The 19,584-nt window shown below is 38.2% G+C and carries 14 protein-coding genes; 5 read left to right on the top strand and 9 right to left on the bottom strand.

The annotated features are described in order from the left end of the window. Positions 1-151: 151 nt before the first annotated feature. The 9 genes from H6G57_RS19465 to H6G57_RS19425 form a co-directional block, all read right to left on the bottom strand. Entirely contained in the window at positions 152-1,024 is an 873-nt protein-coding gene (locus tag H6G57_RS19465) for a glycosyltransferase (RefSeq protein WP_190521481.1), read from the bottom strand. A 74-nt stretch (positions 1,025-1,098) separates the two neighbouring features. Beyond that, positions 1,099-1,764, bottom strand: a complete 666-nt coding sequence (locus tag H6G57_RS19460; RefSeq protein ID WP_190521479.1) for a glycosyltransferase family A protein — start codon at positions 1,762-1,764, stop codon at positions 1,099-1,101. 22 nt (positions 1,765-1,786) lie between these two features. Then, on the bottom strand, positions 1,787-2,893 hold the full coding sequence (locus tag H6G57_RS19455) for a methyltransferase domain-containing protein (RefSeq protein ID WP_190521477.1): 1,107 nt from the start codon (positions 2,891-2,893) through the stop codon (positions 1,787-1,789). 60 nt (positions 2,894-2,953) lie between these two features. After that, positions 2,954-3,841: a beta-1,6-N-acetylglucosaminyltransferase gene (locus H6G57_RS19450; protein WP_190521475.1), complete on the bottom strand. Its 888-nt coding sequence runs from the start codon at positions 3,839-3,841 to the stop codon at positions 2,954-2,956. A 72-nt stretch (positions 3,842-3,913) separates the two neighbouring features. Then, complete coding sequence (locus tag H6G57_RS19445; RefSeq protein WP_190521473.1) at positions 3,914-4,570, bottom strand: HAS-barrel domain-containing protein; 657 nt, start codon at positions 4,568-4,570, stop codon at positions 3,914-3,916. Positions 4,571-4,846: 276 nt separating this feature from the next. After that, a complete protein-coding gene (locus H6G57_RS19440) occupies positions 4,847-5,044 on the bottom strand; it encodes an NAD(P)H dehydrogenase subunit NdhS (protein WP_072720496.1) in 198 nt (65 codons plus the stop codon). Between the two features lie 64 nt (positions 5,045-5,108). Further along, positions 5,109-8,807 (bottom strand): BamA/TamA family outer membrane protein, encoded by a 3,699-nt coding sequence (locus H6G57_RS19435; RefSeq protein WP_309235973.1) that lies wholly within the window; start codon positions 8,805-8,807, stop codon positions 5,109-5,111. 473 nt (positions 8,808-9,280) lie between these two features. Next, complete coding sequence (locus H6G57_RS19430) at positions 9,281-9,733, bottom strand: DUF3531 family protein (RefSeq protein WP_072721494.1); 453 nt, start codon at positions 9,731-9,733, stop codon at positions 9,281-9,283. 12 nt (positions 9,734-9,745) lie between these two features. Continuing rightward, a complete protein-coding gene (locus H6G57_RS19425; RefSeq protein WP_190521471.1) occupies positions 9,746-10,780 on the bottom strand; it encodes a Sll0314/Alr1548 family TPR repeat-containing protein in 1,035 nt (344 codons plus the stop codon). Positions 10,781-11,037: 257 nt separating this feature from the next. On the opposite strand from H6G57_RS19425, the gene H6G57_RS19420 reads away from it, so the two are divergent. From H6G57_RS19420 to H6G57_RS19400, 5 genes are all read left to right on the top strand, one after another. Next, complete coding sequence (locus H6G57_RS19420; RefSeq protein WP_072721497.1) at positions 11,038-11,721, top strand: ABC transporter ATP-binding protein; 684 nt, start codon at positions 11,038-11,040, stop codon at positions 11,719-11,721. 13 nt (positions 11,722-11,734) lie between these two features. Then, complete coding sequence (gene rsmG / locus H6G57_RS19415) at positions 11,735-12,484, top strand: 16S rRNA (guanine(527)-N(7))-methyltransferase RsmG (RefSeq protein WP_190521469.1); 750 nt, start codon at positions 11,735-11,737, stop codon at positions 12,482-12,484. 156 nt (positions 12,485-12,640) lie between these two features. Further along, positions 12,641-15,451 carry an ATP-binding protein gene (locus H6G57_RS19410; protein ID WP_190521495.1) on the top strand — a complete coding sequence of 937 codons (2,811 nt, stop codon included), beginning with the start codon at positions 12,641-12,643 and terminating at the stop codon, positions 15,449-15,451. Next, on the top strand, positions 15,444-18,179 hold the full coding sequence (locus tag H6G57_RS19405) for a hybrid sensor histidine kinase/response regulator (RefSeq protein ID WP_190521467.1): 2,736 nt from the start codon (positions 15,444-15,446) through the stop codon (positions 18,177-18,179). Before H6G57_RS19410 ends, H6G57_RS19405 begins: the two co-directional genes overlap by 8 nt. Then, a complete protein-coding gene (locus H6G57_RS19400; protein ID WP_190521465.1) occupies positions 18,169-19,554 on the top strand; it encodes a diguanylate cyclase domain-containing protein in 1,386 nt (461 codons plus the stop codon). Before H6G57_RS19405 ends, H6G57_RS19400 begins: the two co-directional genes overlap by 11 nt. Positions 19,555-19,584: the final 30 nt, after the last annotated feature.

The raw sequence follows: 19,584 nt of genomic DNA, 5'->3' as shown, positions 1-19,584 counted from the left end.
AGTCGAGGTGAACGCTTTGGGAGAATTGACCTCTACTTTAACGGGAGCAATCCTGTTGGGGCAAGTCGATTCGTTGAACAAAGAATCTCCCGTCACATCGCTTGGCGATTGACGGTGAGAGTGTCAACGTATAAGTGTATATAACTGTAGATTACCTCACAGGTGATTCCTTACTAAAAATTCCAGTTGCAACTACTTGTTCAACTATATTTGGATAAAATTTCTGAGCAATTTCAGGAAATTTACCTAAAGCAACATATCCACCCCAGCAGTGAAGCAAGCAAATATCATTTTTCTGCTTCAGAATAGATTGTTGGATCATAGATAAAGCTTTAAATTGACACATTTCATGTATTTCAGCAAGTGTATTAACGGATTTATTCTCTATTCTAGATATAGCGTCTATTGGGGAAATATTGTATATACAAGGAAGGCTATAAACAGAGAATTCTGCCTTATTAATAGCTCTAATTAGAGCTAACTGATCTTGCTTTTTGAATTTTAGCCACTCCTGATTCCATAACTCAAATAAAGACTGAGTTTGCTTAGTGTTTCTCCAAAGAATTACTCCACTATTAAACTGAGTTGTACTTTCTGGAACATATTGTAAGGTGTAATTCTTCTCTTCTTCTGAAATATGATCGCACAATCCCAATGTTGGAACTAGGTCAACCACCATACACATATCTCCATAATCAAGATACTCCCACAGGTCAGAAATAGGATTGAAGGGAAGAATATCCGCGTCTAGGAAAAGTGTTTCCTGATATGGACTAAAGGTTGATAGACTTGTCTTGATCCCCCTAGATGAAAATGAACCGCTATCATTGATTTCACTAAGATTAATCAATATACAACTAATTTCGTACTTTTCAAGAGGGAAAAGTTTCAGTAAGGGATGATCAGAGATTATAGTGATAGGTATTTTGGGTTCTATCTGACGGAGGGCAATCGCACTGATTAAAGTTGCTTCCAGATATAAAACATTTCCTGTCGCACAATAGATAACTCCCCTATTTTTCATATAAAAAACCGCGAAAATGGTTGATTTTTTTGATTTGTGTTGTTAGCTTTTAGCTAATTTGGCAAAACAAAGTCTTAATTTTCCTGTAAACAAATATTTGCTAAAACACTTTTAGTGATACTATTTTCTGCTCTGGTATAATTATAAGTTTCCGGTGCAGTCAAGGTGTAAGTTTTGAATACTTTTTCTGCTCGTTGCCAAAAATCTGTATCTTCACCATAAGCAATATTATCAAATCCTTTTAATTCAAAAAATACTTTACGTTTACCAAAAAATGTAGGGCCTAAAACACATTTTTTTAAATTAATAGTTTTTCCGGGTTCATAATAATCAGGCACTAAAATTTCTTCTTCGGAAAAGAATCCGCCTTGTATTAAATCAATTTCAGGATGAGATTTTAGATAGTTAAAACGAGATTCTATATGATTAGGTGCATAGGTATCATCACTATCTAAAAATGTAATATAGGAGCTAAATGAAGCTTGGATACCTACATTTTTAGAGTAGGCTAATTTGCGGTTTTTATGTTTTAAATAACGGATATTTTGAGTTTTTTGTAAATAGGAATTTACAATTTCAAAAGTTTGATCATTGCTACCATCATCAACGACTAACAATTCCCAATTTTTAAAAGTTTGATCAATAACACTATCAATACACTGACTTAAATATTTGGCTCGATTGTATGTACATAAAATGATACTAACTTCGGGTTGGATATCAAAATTAATCGGACTCATGACAATTTATAAAGGGTGAATTTTATTTCTGGGCTACGATACAGGTAGCTACAGGATAATCTGGATGATATGCGTCTAGTTCTGCGGTTGTTAGTTCTTCAGTGGCAATGCCATGATAACTAGCAATAACAGTAATAGGATTACCATAAATATAGAGCTTTTGGTCAGAGAAATTTCTAAACATCCAAGCAAAAGCATCAGGTAAAGGCCGCCAATAGTCCACGGGTGTAGCATGAATTCTAATGGAACTGGGAACCATTGCAAAGCATTTTCCTCCAGGTTTTAGCCAGGTATAGATATTTTCTACGACTTGCCAAGGTGCATAACAATGTTCCAGAACATTAAAAATTACGATTGAATCAAAGGATTCCGGTTTAATTATAGATGGATCGTGAGCATCACCCACTATATCTATTCCCAAACCGGGTTCTATATTCATAATTTGATAGGATGTTCCAGGATTGACTTCATAGAAGTCTTTATCCTTGGGTATTCCTCCTATTTCCAGGATATTACCATAAATTTGCGTTTGAATTTCTTTTAAATATTGGCTGAGATAGTATCTATCTACGGGTGTGCCTCTAGTTAAACCAAAGGCTTGACAAATAGGAACAGTCTTTTTTAAATCCCCCCAATTTATAGAATTTGTAGCAGGAGATAGCAACCCCATTTTTTCTAAATGTTCTACTAAATTACGGAATTCTTCTAGGGTATTAATGGATTGTAAATCATCTTTTAATTGATAGTTAAAAAATAATTGTGTCAGAACTTGGTAACTTTTTTGACTAATATCACCCAGTTCAAATAACATTTCCTTTTCGATAAAGCTGCGAAATCCCTTACCAAAAATTGTAATTTTTCCATCTGCTAAAAATACTATGGCATTTTCAATCAGATGTTGATATTGCTCTAGCTCCTCCATCAGTTTCTCTAGGACTGAAGCTGATTTAATTTGTTCAAAGATTAGGTAAGCTTTTTCTAAAGAATGTTCGTGAACAAATATTTCTAATATTGTTAACCAGGATTTGGCAGTAATGATTTCGGCTGTGCGCTGACTCCAAGCAAAAATAGCATACAGTTGGGAATCTTCGATTTTTAAGAAAGCATTACTTACATAAGTCTTAATCATATAACTTTTTCTGATTTTTGAAAGTCAACTGCGACGGATTCGCAACCAAAACTGAAGTTATCATCCTAAAGTAATCCTGTCAAGTTGATCAAGAATAGTGCTATCTACATCTATGTCAAATTTTCGCGCAAAATGGCAGGGTGAGGCCAGAAGATGGGGCAAATCTTCCATAACCATTGTTTTGGGATGAGCGCCTTGTGTTGACCAGTCTACATAGCGGTAATCATCGTTTTTTAGCTTAAGGTGTGGTGCGTTAGCCAGGATAGTTTGAAAATAGGATTCATCTACAAACATTCGATGACAATAGTGTGATGCTAAGGCATTTTTTTGATTGTGGAACTCAATAATATATTCTGCGGCTCGTTGATTTGCAGAAAACCATAGACCTCCAGCAAAGCAGCGAAATTTATCAGAAAATGGCAGGAAGGGTTTAGTTAATAATGGATGTTCCAGACGAATTGTGAAATTTTTGAAGAAGGGAACTGAAAATAATTCGTAACTACAATATCGCTGATAGGCTAGTATTTGCCATATAACGCTCATTTTGACATTTTGTTTATAAACTTTATATATAATTTCTTCATGGTGTATATAAGCATCATATTCAGTTGAGTTGAAATCGCTTAATATCTGTTTGGCGGTTTTGATGGGATAGTCTGCTCCACTGAGTAATATAAACCAATCTGGCGGATTTACAGACTCATACATTAGTTTAATGGCTTTGATTATAGCTTCTACTGCGGAAAATTCACCCCATGCGGTTTCTATATGAGGACGGACAAAGGAGACGTTTTTCGGTAGAGTATCTGTAGATAAATCACATTTGGAAAAGTCATGATGACAGACAATTGACGGATAATTAAACATTTTGTTTAAATGATCTATTAGCCTGTAAATTTGCTGTGGGTTTCTATGAGTTAGTAAAATAAAACCTAGGGATGATGACATTGGGATAAATTCGTTTATTACTTGTTTAATTCGGAAAGTGGCAGAAGCTGGATCAATTTAATTCTACCTTGATCAAGGATGAATTTGTTTAAGAATAATCCGCAAGCGATCATAATCATCTTTTAATAAAATACTCAGGGTTCGTCCCGCTTCAATTAACCAACCTCGATCTAATTTTCTCAGTTGATAAATTTCTCGAATCGCCGCAGCTACCAAAGAATCAACCGGGGCGTTCCTCACGTCTAATAAGGTTCTTAAAAAATCTAATTCCTGACTAAAATTAACAATTTCATCCGGGTGACATTCATAGACTGCCTGATGAATTTGCGGGGGACGAGGCGGAATATATTGATAGATTTTACCTCGTTGCGATCGCTCTGGGTTCGTCATCTCAAAACCGACAATAGCCACCCGAAATTCCGTTTTTAACATCGCAAAAATTTGAGGTTGCTGTTCACGCAATTCTTCTAAGGTTAATCCTAGCGCCCTGGCTCGATGCACGGAATCAATCGGGCTAGTAGTAGCATAATAAACTACTCCATAAACCTGATTTCCTGACTCCTCATCTTTTGATTTGACCCAACTCCCAAAGGCAGGCATGACCGGAAAACTCAAGTCCTCCGGTTCTAAACATTGGGCCAAATACTCCGTTGTCGCCGTTTCTATCACTTCAGCGATATGTTGCTGAGAATGTCGAGAGGTTGAAAATGTAGGAAAAGGAAGACGCATAAATCAGTTATCAGTTATCAGTCGTCAGTTATCAGTTGCCAGTTATCAGTTTTGAGTCAATATTAACTATTATAGCAGGAGTCCCAAGTCAGTAAAAAGGGGTTTCTCCACCCGTATAGATGCTTAACAATTAAGGATTATAGCCATCATTGATGTCCTAATATGAGATCCAGTGCTATAATTATCAACTGATAACTGATAACTGATAACTGATAACTGATAACTGATAACTGATAACTGATAACTGATAACTGATAACTGATAACTGATAACTGATTATTTTTTGCCTTTGCGTCCAGCAGTGGTATCAATTGCTTCTAGTTCAGAGAGTTTAAAAGTGACGAGTTTATCCCAGTTTCCTCCTTCAAAGAGAACGGCGACTTTACCATCGCTGACTCGTTGAACCAGACCTTGGAAACCATAGTAAATATCGACGGGATTTGTGACTCGCACGGCGGAACCTGGCAAAATCATAGTCTTTCAACCGTTGGATGAACTGAATTTTAGTTTATCGTAACATTGGACGCTCAACATCAGCCTAGAACCGTTCTCCTAGACCAAAATGAATCCGACTATCCCCATTATTATTAATCCCATAATCAATCCGCACTGGCCCCAGAGGAGTTTGTAAGCGTACACCCGCACCATAACCAAAGCCTGAACCGGGTTTATCTCGAACTCCCCCTGGAGAACCGGGGACTGTACCTTGGGAATTTAAGTCCGTCGCCGCATCAACAAATAGTGCTCCCCCAATAAAATTCGAGAAAATCGGGAAACGATACTCTATTGATCCTTGCACAAAACTACGGGTTGAGGCGATCGCTCCTTCTTCCCAACCCCGCACCGATGCTGTTCCTCCTAAAGGAAAAGCTTCATAGGGAGGTAAATTTCCGACGACTGTTCCCCCTTGAAAATTAAAGGCAAAAGATTGAGGGCCTTTGGGAATAAAACCTGTAAAAAAGTTGACCGGAACATAAAAGGTGTATCCCGCCCGCAAACGATTCATTAAAATACTTCCTGAACCCACAGGAATTGATTGTTCTGTCCCAAACCGTAATAAATACCCGGAAGTTGGCTGTTGTTTATTATTGCGACGATCTCGAACTAATCCAAATTGAACGGTAAATAAATCGTCTGAGCCACTGCCACTATAACTGAGTTGATTACCATATTCATCGGTTGGGGTAATATTCCCATCGGAGTCCGTTATGTCCACCCGTTGATATTGAAATCCCAAAGATGCAACCCAATTTGGATCAGCAAAAACATTCTCTGCAAAAGGCCGAGTAAAACTAATACCGCCTCCAGTTCTAACCACACGGGGACGATCACCATTTGCTAAACGAACTTCTCGTGGCCCATTTTCAAAAACAACAGAAATTGTCCGTCGTCTAAACGCATTAATTGTATAGGATGTTCGATAAGGATCACCCGCAATCCAGGGATCAGTAAAGCTGACATCGACTTGAAAAACTCGGTTTCCGGCTTCTAATTCCACCCCTAAGCGTTGGTTATTTCCCCCTAAGTTAATTTCTTGATAACTTAAGGTTCCAAATAATCCCGCAGCAGAACTAATTCCTCCTCCAAAGGCTAAGGAGCCCGTTGTTTTTTCAATCACATTAACAATCACTGTCGCTTCACGGGGATTATCTTTTCCCGGTTCTAATTGTAATCGCACATCTTCAAAAATTCCTAACCCAAAAACCCGGGCTAAATCTCGTTGTGCGGTTTGTTGGTTAAACACATCCCCAGGTTTTAACTGAATTTCACGGGTAATAATAAAGTCTCTCGTTCTTCCCTCAATGGGTTTTCCTTCTTCATCGGTCGCTTCTCCATCACTATTGAGAAAACGCACTTCAATAGTTTCAATCACCCCTTCGGCGACTTGTAGGGTAACAACGCCTTCCCGTGTGACTTCGGGTGCAGCAACAACCTGTGCTAAAACATAGCCATTATCCTGATACCATTGATTGATTTTTTTAACCCCGGCTTCGATTTGATTCAGGTTAATCGTTTGATTATATTGATCAGCAAAACTTTGATTAATAATGTCTTCGGGTAAAACTGTATCGCCTTCAATTACAACTTGTTTTAAGGGCGGATTTTCTTCAACTTCAAAGGTGATTCGCACCCCTAGAGGGGTATCTTCTGGAACGGCTTTGACATTTCGGAATAAACCGGTTGCAAAAATAGCGTTAATATCTTTTTGTAATTGAGAACGGGTTGTTGTTCGTCCGGGTTGGGTGGAAATAACGCTATAAACTCTATCAATTAATGTTGTATTTTCGGTTCCACTGACTGCAATTTCTGCGACTAATACTTCGGGTTCAGCTTGTGCTGGTGTGGTAGGAATGGGAATAATCGGAGGAACGTCAGGTTGTGAAGAGGGAGGGGGTGGAACTTCATCAGGATTATAGGGTTGAGTTTCGGGTGCTGGTTGAGCAATCTCGAAAGCAACTGTTGGAGAAAATTGGGCTAATTTTTCTGCACCTGTTTTATTTAAACTCGGTTCAAATATATTAGTTTCCCCTACAGTCGAATTTAAAGCGATCGCATTTTCAGCCACAACAGGAAAGCTAAAATTCCCCGTTTTTTCCCTAGCTGATTTATTCAGTAAAATCTCTAAATTTGAGGAGGGATTAATTTCAGCACTTGCTATTTGTTCAGAAACTTCTATCGGAAATTGGGCTAGTTTTCCTAAATTCTTATTTAAACTCGGTTCAAATCTATTAGTTTCCCCTACAGTCGAATTTAAAGCGATCGCATTTTCAGCCATAACGGGAAAGCTAAAATTCCCCGTTTTTTCCGTAGCTGATTTATTCAGTAAAATCTCTAAATTCGAGGAGGGATTAATTTCAGCACTCGCTATTTGTTCAGAAACTTCTATCGGAAATTGAGCTAGTTTTCCTAAATTCTTATTTAAACTCGGTTCAAATCTATTAGTTTCCCCTACAGTCGAATTTAAAGCGATCGCATTTTCAGCCATAACGGGAAAGCTAAAATTCCCCGTTTTTTCCGTAGCTGATTTATTCAGTAAAACCTCTAAATTCGAGGAACTATTAATTTCAGCACTTGCTATTTGTTGAGACACTTCTATCGGAAATTGGGCTATTTTCCCTAACTCTTTATTTAAGCTCGGTTCAAATACATTAGTTTCCCCTACAGTCGAATTTAAAGCGATCGCATTTTCCTCCATAACGGGAAAGCTAAAATTCCCCGTTTTTTCCCTAGCTGATTTATTCAGTAAAATCTCTAAATTCGAGGAGGGATTAATTTCAGCACTCGCTATTTGTTCAGAAACTTCTATCGGAAATTGGGCTATTTTCCCTAACTCTTTATTTAAACTCGGTTCAAATCTATTAGTTTCCCCTACAGTCGAATTTAAAGCGATCGCATTTTCAGCCATAACAGGAAAGCTAAAATTCCCCGTTTTTTCCCTAGCTGATTTATTCAGTAAAATCTCTAAATTCGAGGAGGGATTAATTTCAGCACTTGCTATTTGTTCAGAAACTTCTATCGGAAATTGGGCTAGTTTTCCTAAATTCTTATTTAAACTCGGTTCAAATCTATTAGTTTCCCCTACAGTCGAATTTAAAGCGATCGCATTTTCAACCACAACAGGAAAGCTAAAATTCCCCGTTTTTTCCGTAGCTGATTTATTCAGTAAAATCTCTGAACTTGATGAATAATTACTTTCAGAATTTGTGGTTTTAGGGGAAACTTCTGAATAAAATTGAGCAATCTTTCCTGAATTTTGTGTTGCTTTTCCTTTATTAAGAATAATGGTTTCCTCTTTAGAATCAGCAATCGGACGTTCTGATAAAGAATCTAATTCTGAGGAATTTGATGGTAATGCTAAGGAAGTATCACTCAGAGGTTGAGATGGATTAAAAGTAGCTGAATTTGTGGAAAATGCAGAATGAACCCAAGACTGAGAAATATTTTTTCCCATCGATTCACCCAAAGAAAAAGCCAAATCTGGATTCAGCAATTTCGCTTTATGTAAAACAATTTCTTCAAAAGGATAAATTGGAGTTGAGGGGGGAATTTGATTAACCGCTAAAGATTGATCATGAGTTTCCGATGGAATTAAACCCGGATCTCCGGGATCAAAAGTTTCTAGGGAATTAGACGAACTTTCTGAGTCTGGGTAGGCGGTTTGACTATTTGCAGAGTTTGATAATCCAAACGTAGCTGAAGCAGCAAAAACCGCAACTAAGACAGGAGATAAACGCATGATACTCACTCTTTTAGACAGTCCCACACCTAAAATTGGTCAATCCTCAGCTTAAACGTTACGGTGACAATCACACTCAACGCTGACGCTGCGACATCTGACATCTTAACAAGCTTTGACACTCCTACAACGAAAAGCTTGTGAACTACCCCTGGATGAGGAGAGGGGACAAGGGGACAAGGGGATGGGGGGACAAGGGGACGGGGGGATGGGGGGACAAGGGGATGGGGGGACAAGGGGACAAGGGGATGGGGGGACAAGGGGACGGGGGGATGGGGGGACAAGGGGAGAGGGGACAAGGGGAGAGGGGGAAATTATTAACTTTTGTATAGATGCGCTCAGGGCGGAGTCTTGAAGTTGTGAAAGATCTCCTAAGCCGTAACCCCGTATAACTGATAACTGTCAACTGTCAACTGATAACTGTCAACTGATAACTGTCAACTGATAACTGATAACTGATAACTGATAACTGATTAATTATAATCAGCTACACTGGATTGATAAACGTCTTTTTCAATCGGCCAATCTTCATTTTCACCGCCAATAATAAGTTTTTCAATGATTACATATTCTTGGCTTAATTGGCGAAAGGCATTGATTAAAACATCGAGAGCAAAAGCATCACTGGTTCCTAAATCAAACCAACACCGAGCCCAGACTCCCTGATATTCAATTTCTCCCATATTGTGCATTAGTGCCATCATACTATTATCAACAATGGCATCATCGTAAGTCAGATAACTTAAATCAATTCCAGTATCTTGAACCTGTAGATTTTCTGCATTAAATCCTCCCATTTTTCCTAATAGAAACCAAGAATCAAACACTTCCTCAATATAATCCCGTTCACTGCGGGAGGGGACGGTTTGAAATTGTAGCCAAATCCAAATATCAAAAGGATTACATTCTCTAAACAAAACTTCCATAAGAATAAATCGTTATAAAGGTGGTAATTGATTCGCAGTTGGCCCCCAAAGACCATTAGCATCTTTAATTTTATCGCGCAACGGATCACAAGGTCGTCCTTGATTATCAATGCGGTTTAAATTTTTGCATTGTTCATAATATATCTGAGCGACTAATCGTTTAGGAAGTTGATCAGATTGGTTTAAAGCTTGGGTAAAATATTGCTTGGCTTCCTGTAACTGAGAGGGAATTAAAGTTTGATTGCTTGCTTTGAGTTTCTTTCCCTGTTCTGCTAAGATTTGGGCTTTCAGATATAATACTTCTGGATGGTTGGGAGCTTGAGATAGAGCTTTTTCGGTATAACTTAAGGCTTGATCATATTGACCTAAATTTTGATAACCAATGGCAATTCCCCGATAAGCCAAATAACTAGGTTTAGCTTGTTGTTCAAGTTTTTTAATGGCTTTTTGGGAGTCAGAAAAGGGAAGATTTAAGGATAATAATAAATCCATATAGCCTTGAATTAAGTTTAATTCAGGATCTTGAGGATTAATTTTTTCAGCAACATTTAAGGATTTCAACACCTCTTGTAATTGATTTAAAGCTTTAGGCGCGCCTTTCAATGTGCCTTCCGTGACGATGGTATGACCTCCTTGTAAAAATAAACCCACTGCAATATAAAGATTACCGCGTAAAGGGTCTTTTGTACTTAAGAGTTTAGCCGATGCCAAGGTTTGATCACTATAGGTTTTTAAACTATTAAAATCTTGATCTTGGTAAGCTAAAGAAGCCAAGAGTGCATAGACTAAGGGTTCATTCGATTCTTGTAATTTCGCTTTTTCTAAAACTTGTTGAGCTTCTTTATAATTCCCTCGCTCAAACATGGCTTTAAATGCAGTTTCTGTTTGGCTTCCGATGGGACGCGGATCAGTTGTGCGAAACGGATCAGCTGCCAAACTGGGATTTATCCCTGAACTGAAGGTGATCAAACTCGCACTGATTCCCCAGAAAAACTGTCTAATCATGGGGGGAATTTTCCAACCTTTACACCGAGAAGAATTGAGCATAATGTTCATCCTATTATCCAAGTTAAAACGGAATGTTCAATCAGAGCCAAGCTGGGATGATATTACCATCTATTTTGTATAAATCTTAATTTTTTTCTCGGCTTTCGGCAAGGGGAAACCCAGATTTATTTGAAAAAACTGATAAAAATAATCTATTCATTGTGTTATAATCTAAATTAAGTGAATTCGGCATTAAGCATTTCCTCTTGCTTTGTTTTTTCGGCTCAACTTCTCATTTTATTGGTTTTCTGTTTGTGATGCTTTATATCAAAAACTTAGTTTATCATCCCGCCGCTAGTGACAACCCGATTTTAGCGCAGGTCAACTTAGAACTGGCACCGCAGCAAATGGGACTCATTATTGGGCCTAGTGGTTCGGGAAAAAGTACATTACTGGAAATTTTAGCGGGTTTAGCTGAAAAAACGAAGGGAAATATTTGCTGGCGGGAGCAAGAATTAACCTCGGAACACTTACAACAGCTTGCGGGTTTAGTGTTTCAATTTCCAGAACGACATTTTTGTGGGGGCACAATTTTAGATGAGTTACGCTTAGGTCATCCAGAGTTAGGTTCAGAGCAGGTTCATCAAGCGTTAGATGAAGTAGGACTCAGCCATTTATCCTTACAAGTTGCTCCCCATTCCCTCAGTGGTGGACAGCAAAGACGTCTAGCCTTAGCAGTACAATTAATTCGCCAACCCCACATTTTAATGTTAGATGAACCAACGGCGGGTTTAGATTGGTCAATGCGGCAACAATTAATTAATTTATTAGGAAAATTAAAAAAACATTGGACGTTATTAATTGTCACCCATGATGCTAGAGAATTGTTGAATCTTGCAGATTGTTGTTGGTCATTACAACACGGTCATTTAGCACCCCTAGATTTGAAGACAATGGTAATGCAAGACCAACAAAAAATAGTAGCTTCTCCAAAAGCTTAATTTTTGATAAATTATGAATCAAACTTCCTTCCCTAAGTTACCCGAACTGACTGCAATTTGGCAGAATACCTTAAATTGGCAACCTACTCCTGCACAACAGGATTTATTTCAACAATTATTTGAGTTAATTCTGGAGTTTAATCAACAACTCAACTTAACTCGCTTAACTGAACCTGAAGAATTTTGGGAAAAACATTTATGGGATTCTCTACGCGGAATTGCCCCCATTTTATCGGGTAAAACTGCTTCCCATCCCAGTGATAAAATTATTGATATTGGTACAGGGGGAGGCTTCCCCGGAATACCTGTGGCTTTAGTATTACCGGATTGTTCTGTCACGTTATTAGATTCAACTCGCAAAAAAATTACCGCCTTAACAACAATTTTAGAGCAATTAAACTTCAAAAATACCATTCCTTGGGTAGGTCGAGCAGAAGCTCTGGGTCAACACCATAAACATCGAGAATCCTATCAGTTAGCTTTATTAAGAGCCGTGGCTCCGCCATCCGTTTCTGCTGAATATGCTTTGCCTTTATTAAAGATTGGAGGATTAGGAATTCTCTATCGAGGTCACTGGACAACAGAAGAAGAAAAACAGTTAACATCGGCGGTGAAACAATTAGGGGGAATCATCGAATCTGTTGATGAATTTACCACCCCTTTAACTAACAGTGTTCGCCACTGTGTATCGATTAAAAAAGTTAAACCTACACCGAAACAATACCCTCGAAATGTTGGAGTTCCCGGTCAAAAACCCTTGTAGTAAGCCCTTTAGGGCTAAAATCCTCGTAGTAAGCCCTTTAGGGCTAAAATCCTCGTAGTAAGCCCTTTAGGGCTAAGAGAGGGCTAAAGCCCTCACTACGAAGTAAATTTTAATTTGAGCAGTTGGTTGATTAAGTTAAACCTCTGATCACAGATGATGAAATCTCTCTCCAATAAATCCTTAAAAACCCGACAAATTTCCCTGAGATTAGTGTTAATTGTCCCCTTTGTGTTGCAAATTGTCGGTGCTGTGGGATTAGTGGGTTATTTGTCTTATCAAAGTGGACAACAAGCGGTAGAAAACTTAGCCAATCAGGTGATGGATCAGGTGACAAAACGAATACATGATCACCTGAATACCTCCCTGCAAATTCAACAGCAAATAGTCGCTCTAAATTATGATATTTTTCAACAGGGTAGCCTTAATATCAAAGATTTTGAGCAACTACGTCAGCATCTTTGGCAACAGATCAAACTCTCTCCTTCCCTTTCATCTAATGGCTTCGCTAATGAACAGGGAGAACAGATAAACTACTATCGCCTTCTCAGTCAGGAATTAGTTGCACAAGCCAATCAGCTTTCTGGAGAAAATCTTAAGCAAGGTGCATTCATCTTAAACCAAGTCAACCTTCCAGATGTCACAAAACGGAAATATTATCTCGTTGATGATCAAGGTAGAGGCAGGAAATTGAGCTATATGACACCCGTTAATGTACTGAAAACCGATTGGTATCTGGCGGCAGTTGCAGCTAAAAAACAAACTTGGTCGCCGATTATTGTTTACAAAGTGCCAAAAACATTAGGGATTAATGCAATATTTCCTGTTTATGATGATGGGGGAAAACTTCAAGGGGTTTTTAATAGTGGCATCATATTAGATGGAATCGGAACCTTTTTAAATAATCTCAAATTCTCGACTTCAGGACAAACATTTATTATTGATCGTCAGGGCGATCTTGTCGCTACATCAACGTTAGAAACTCCCTATTTGAAAGATGCCACGGGAAAGTTAATCCGCTTAAGTGCTACCCAGAGTCAGAACCCTTGGACAAGGATAATCACCCATCAACTGCAACAACAATATGGCGATCTTAACCAAATTAAAACTGATTTTAACTTCCAAGTTCCCTTGAAGGGGAAAACGCTGTTTGTTCACATTAAGCCTTATCAAGATCAATATGGTTTAGATTGGTTGTTAGTCGTAGCTCTCCCAGACTCTGACTTTATGGCAGAAATTCAGACTAATGCCGAATTAACAGTTTTACTCTCTCTTATTACCTTACTCCTGACTACAGCTATTGGTATTCTCACCGCTCGATGGATTACTCATCCAATTCTACGTTTAAATCGAGCAAGTCAGGCAATCGCAAAGGGTGAATGGCAATATTTAACCCCAGAAAAAAATCACGGGATTCAGGATATCAAACTTCAAGGTATTACTGAAGTAACAAGTCTTACCGATTCATTTAATAGTATGGCGATTCAGTTAAAAACTGCTTTTGAAACCTTAGAAAATCGGGTACATGAACGCACCGCAGAATTAGAAATTGCCAAAGAAAAAGCCGAAGTTGCCAATCAAGCCAAAAGTACCTTTATTGCCAATATGAGCCATGAATTGCGATCGCCTTTGAATGCTATTCTAGGTTTTTCCCAATTGATCTTAAGAAAGTCGGCAGTTAGTCCAGAAGAATATGAGAATGCAGACATTATCTATCGCAGTGGAGAATATTTACTAACACTGATTAATAATATTCTGGATTTATCAAAAATAGAAGCCGGAAAAACCACCTTGAATCCTCGATATTTTGATCTGTATTACCTCCTAGATGATTTAGAAAATATGTTGCATCTACGCGCTGTATCTGCGGGTTTAACACTGATATTTATTCGGGATGAAAATGTTCCTCATTATATCTATACCGATGAAGTTAAACTGCGTCAGGTCATCATCAATTTACTTAGTAATGCCATTAAATTTACCTTAGATGGTCAGATTACACTCTCTGTCTTTCAGGGAGATCAAGAAACAATCGATATTTTTAATCTTCATTTTTCTATTTGTGATACGGGAGTCGGAATAGCACCCGAAGAATTACCCAAGCTGTTTGATGCTTTTTCTCAAGCTCAAGCGGGAAAGAAATGCAATGAAGGAACGGGTTTAGGATTAGCCATTAGTCGCAAATTTATCTCATTAATGGGGGGAGATATTTCTGTAGAAAGTGAATTAGGAAAAGGCACAACCTTTCAATTTTATATTCAAGCTAAATTAGGTCAAGAAATTGTCAGTAAAACTCCAGAAAAACACCCTCAAGTTCTGGCTTTAGCTCCCGGTCAACCCACCTATAAAATTCTCACTGTTGATGATAAAGAAATTAATCGTCAATTACTAATTAAATTACTTTCACCTTTAGGATTTGAGGTAAAAGAAGCGAGTAATGGAATTGAAGCGATCGCAATATGGGAAGAATGGGAACCCCATTTAATTTGGATGGATATGCGAATGCCTGTGATGGATGGTTATGAAGCCACTCAATATATTAAATCCACAACTAAAGGCAATGGGACTGCCATTATTGCGTTAACAGCCAGTGTTTTAGAAGAAGAAAAAGCGATTACTCTCTCAGCCGGATGTGATGATTTTCTCCGTAAACCCTTTACAGAATATACCATTTTTGAGGCTTTAGGGAAACATTTAGGAGTGGAGTATATTTATGCAGAAACACAAACTCTTTTAAGGAGTAGTCCCAAACTAAAGTTAACTTCAGAGGATTTAAAAATTATGTCCCCTGAATGGATTAATCAACTCTATGAAGCTGCATTAGAAGCAAACTCTACCCAAGTTTTGGAATTAATTGAAGAAATTCCGGCTACCGAGATTGATCTCACCCAATTTCTAACAAAGGTTGTGCGTAAATTTCAATTTGAGCAGATAATTGAATTAACCGAGCCTTTAATAAACTATGATTAACCCTCGTCCCAAGACCATCAAAAAAAAACGACAAATTCCCCTGAGATTTGTGTTAATTGTCCCCTTTGTGTTGCAAATTGTGGGCGCAGTGGGTTTAGTCGGCTATCTTTCTTACCGCAGTGGACAGCACGCTGTTGAGAACCTGGCTGATGAATTAATGACAGAGACGAGTAATCGTATTGAGCAATATCTTAATAGTTACATGGGAAAAGCTCAAGAAATCAACCAAATGAATGTGGAGGCTTTTGAGTCAGGAATCTTAAACTTGAATGATTTTAAGGCTATGGGTAAATATTTTTGTCGTCAGCAGCAATTATTGGGTTTTACCTATATTAACTTTGGTAGTAAGGAAGGAGGATATATTGGTGCAGGTTATGGAGATCCGGCAGGTAATGTGTTAGAAATTTCAGAAACTCTCCCATCTGAACCCAATAAGTATCGATATTACTTGGTTGACAAGCAAGCGAATCGACTAAAATTAATTAATACAGTTGCGATTTCTCAAATTGATAGTCTCTGGTACTTGGATGCGGTGAAAGCGGGCAAACCAATCTGGAGTTCAATTTATTCTTGGACAGTTGCGTCAAATGTTCTCAGTATCTCAGCAAGCGCTCCCGTTTATAGCTCCCAAAATAATTTGCTTGGGGTATTCGGTATTGATCTCGATCTCCTTCAGATTAGTCAGTTTCTCAAAAAACTTAATAAAACAAGTTCTGGTCATATTTTTATCATGGAGCGTTCAGGATTGATTGTGGCGAGTTCAGAAGATGAATCTCCTATCTTGGTCGTGAATAACAAAGGGCAACGTTTGGCAGCTATCAATAGTCGTGAAATAGTCATTCGTGATTTGACAGGGGAGTTAATCAAAGGATTTGGTAGTTTAAATGCCATCAATAAACCGCAATCACTCCGCCCTAATTTGGCTCACAATCCTTTTGTTCGTGTCATCCCCTACCGAGATCAATATGGTTTGGATTGGGTGGTAGTGATAACCATCCCAGAATCTGAATTTCTAGGAGAAATTCAAGCTAATACCCAGACCACTATTTTACTTTGTTTCTTAACTTTAATTCTCGCTACAGCATTAGGAATTATTACATCAAATTTGATTGCTAAACCGATTAAGCGATTGAGTCAAGCAAGTAGAGCGATCGCTAATGGTGAATTGAGTCAGGTTGTTGAGATCCAGGGAGTTTCCGAGATCGAAACCCTAGCCGATTCCTTTAATGACATGGCTTTTCAGTTACAAACCTCTTTTGAAACCTTAGAACATCGGGTAGAAGAACGCACCGCAGAATTAGTTATTGCTAAAGAAAAAGCCGAAGTTGCGAATCAAGCCAAAAGTAACTTTATTGCTAATATGAGCCATGAATTGCGATCGCCTTTGAATGCTATTTTAGGCTTTTCTCAATTAATGGTCAGAAGCTCTAATCTTCCCTCTGACCAATATGAAAATGCCGGAATTATTTATCGCAGTGGTGATTATCTATTAACTCTAATTAATAATATTTTAGATTTATCTAAAATTGAAGCGGGAAAAACCACTTTAAATCCAACAAATTTTGATTTGTATCGGTTGCTTGATGATTTAGAAGATATGCTAGATTTACGAGCGATTAATGCTGGATTAAAGTTAATCTTTCAACGCAGTGAAACCCTTCCTCGCTATATCTGTACTGATGCCGTTAAATTGCGTCAGGTGTTAATTAATTTACTCAGCAATGCAATTAAATTTACGTCTCAAGGGGGTATTAGTTTAACCGTTTTTGAGGATAAAGAAGACTCAACGGACGTGATTAGCTTAACTTTTAAAATCCGCGATACGGGAGTGGGAATTTCCCAGGCGGAATTACCGAAACTCTTTGAAGCCTTTACCCAAGCCCAAGCCGGAAAAGAAAAGCAAGAAGGGACAGGTTTAGGATTAGCCATTAGTCGAAAATTTGTGCAATTAATGGGGGGAGATATTTCTGTAGAAAGTCAACTCGGACAAGGCACAACTTTCTATTTTTCAATTCAGGTAAAACCCGGTCAAAATATTAATAATAAACTTCCAGAAATTCGACAAAAAGTATTAGGATTAATACCGGGTCAACTGACCTATAAAATTCTGACCGTTGATGATAAAGAAATTAATTGTAAATTATTAATTAAACTTTTAGAACCCTTGGGATTTGAGTTAAAAGAAGCTAGAAATGGGCTAGAAGCCATCGCTATTTGGAATGAGTGGGAACCCCATTTAATCTTCATGGATATGCGAATGCCTGTGATGGATGGTTATGAAGCGACTAAATATATTAAATCCACAACTAAAGGTAATGCTACAGCGATTATTGCTGTAACTGCGAGTGTATTAGAAGAAGAAAAAGCCATTGTCCTCTCAGCCGGATGTGATAATTTTATTCGTAAACCCTTTACAGAACAAAGGATTTTTGAATCCTTGAGTAAACATTTAGGAGTTCAGTATATTTATGAGGAAACACAAGCCATTTTAAATAATAAGTTAAACGTTCAATTGACTAGCCATGATTTAAACCTCATGTCTCAAGACTGGATTGATAAATTGTATAAATCAGCACTTGAAGCTGATGGCCAAGTTGTGATGGAATTAATTACAGAAATTCCCAAGACCCAGATTTTTCTGATACAATCCCTAACACAACTTGTGCGGAAATTTCAATTTGAGCAAATTGTTGAATTAATTGAACCCCTGATTAATCATGAATCCTGAGCTTTCACCCCCAATGAAAGGAAATATCCTCCTCGTCGATGATCTTCCAGAAAATCTGCAACTCTTAAGCGATTTACTGATTCAACTTGGGTATACTGTCCGCAGTGTCACCAGTGGGCGCATGGCACTCAAAACCGTGAAAGCCAAGCGACCCGATGTGATTTTTTTGGATGTTAAGATGCCAGAAATGGATGGTTATCAAGTTTGTGAAGCCTTAAAAGCCGATGAGAATTTTCGCAATATTCCCGTAATTTTTATTAGTGCCTTAAATGATGTTTTTGATAAAGTAAAAGCCTTTCAAGTCGGTGGAGTAGACTATATTACCAAACCCTTTCAAGTGGAAGAAGTCGTAGCCCGTTTAGAAAGTCAGTTAACCATTCAACGACAAAAACAACTTCTGGAAGCCGAAATTATTAAGCGTCAGGAAGCTGAGGAGATTCTCTATCAATCCAGAGCACTTTTATCGAGTATATTAAATAGTTCCCTAGATGGAATTGCAGCATTGCAAGCGGTACGGGAACCCGAAACAGGAATGATCAAAGATTTTCGTTGCTTAGTCGTTAACCCGGTCTTGGCTAAAGTCTTTGAACGCACTCGTGAAGAAATGATGGGTAAAATTATTCTCAAAAAACTCCTCAACCGCATTCAACCGGAACTATTTTATCGGTTTGTGAGAATTGTCGAGACAGGTGAATCTTTAGAACAAGATATTTATTATCCCTTTGGAAACTCTTACTGGTATCATTTTGTTGCCGTTAAATTAGGGGATGGTTTTTCGATTACCATCCGTGATATTACGGGCCGGAAAAAATCGGAACTCGCCCTTCAAGAAGCCAATCAAAAATTATATCAACTGGCAAATCTGGATAGTTTAACTCAAGTGGCTAACCGTCGCTGTTTTGATACTTGTTTGCAAAAAGAATGGGAGACTTTGGAAAAACAACAACGGCCATTGACCTTAATTATGTTTGATCTCGATAGTTTTAAAGCTTATAATGACCACTACGGTCATCTCGCTGGGGATGATTGTCTATTCAAAATTGCACAAGCAGTTTATCACTGTACTCGTCACCTCGATTTGCGGCGTCCTATTGACCTTGTAGCCCGTTACGGAGGCGAGGAATTTGTTATCCTCCTCTCCAATGCAAATGTACAAGTCGGTACTGCTGTAGCAGAACGGATTCAGCGTATTATTTCCCATTTAGCCATTCCTCATCAACGGTCGGGAGTGAAGGAATTTGTCACCGTTAGTTTAGGAATTGCGTCCCTAATTCCCACTACAACAGTTAAACCGGATTACTTAATTCAACTCGCAGATCAAGCGTTGTACAATGCTAAACAACAAGGACGCGATCGCTATTGCGTTAAAAATTAAGGCTCTTCACTACTAATAAAAAAACTGTTC

This window comes from Planktothrix sp. FACHB-1365, assembly GCF_014697575.1.
GTDB lineage: Bacteria > Cyanobacteriota > Cyanobacteriia > Cyanobacteriales > Microcoleaceae > Planktothrix.
Note: the sequence above shows the minus strand (reverse complement) of the source record. Positions and strands in the feature narration are given on the sequence as shown.